The following is a 623-nucleotide window of genomic DNA, read 5'->3' on the forward strand; positions in this document are numbered from 1 at the left end:
GCGGCCTCGACCATGGCCCGGTCATAGCCGGTCAGGGCAGAGGCAGACTGCGCTGCGCGGTTCTGCTGTTCTATCAGCTCCGCAAACGGACCGCGCATGCCCGCAAGTGCTACATTGGCAGCTTGGATCTGGCCATTATAGCTTTTAATGCTCTCGGCATATGCCTGATTGTCAATCTGGCCTGCTGCATGCAGCTTATTTGCGGCTGCAATGGCAACATTCAGGGCGGTAATGTGCCGCCTCTGCTCATCAATCTGCCCGCCAAGGCTACTGTCCGTTCCCATGGCAGCGGCCATTTGCTTTTGCCATACAGCATATTCTGCCGCTAACCCTGCGGTTGATGCTTTCTGCTTATCCTGAGCTGCCGTTACGGCCAATGCCGCAGAAGCTGCCGCGCTGGACGCACCTGTGGCGGGGGCAGAAAACGTAGGGTTGGCCGTGCTGCCCTGCTGCATAAGATGGGCCATATTGGTTGCGCCGACTGCGTTAAGGCCGCTTTCCACACCGCCTTCCAGATAGCTGCCAGCCGATTTGAGCCCGCCCCACAGGGAATTTCCTACACTGGAAATTTCATCGGGGATTTTCTTAAAGCCTGTGATGACCTCATCCACCACATTGAGCGC

Annotated in this window: 1 pseudogene; it reads right to left on the bottom strand. The window is 57.3% G+C overall.

Going from position 1 to position 623, the window contains the following annotated elements:
* Positions 1 to 623, bottom strand: a pseudogene (locus HK26_RS13625) (phage tail length tape measure family protein); the annotation flags it as partial.

The organism is Acetobacter okinawensis, assembly GCF_002153655.1.
GTDB classification, from domain to species: Bacteria; Pseudomonadota; Alphaproteobacteria; order Acetobacterales; family Acetobacteraceae; genus Acetobacter; species Acetobacter okinawensis_A.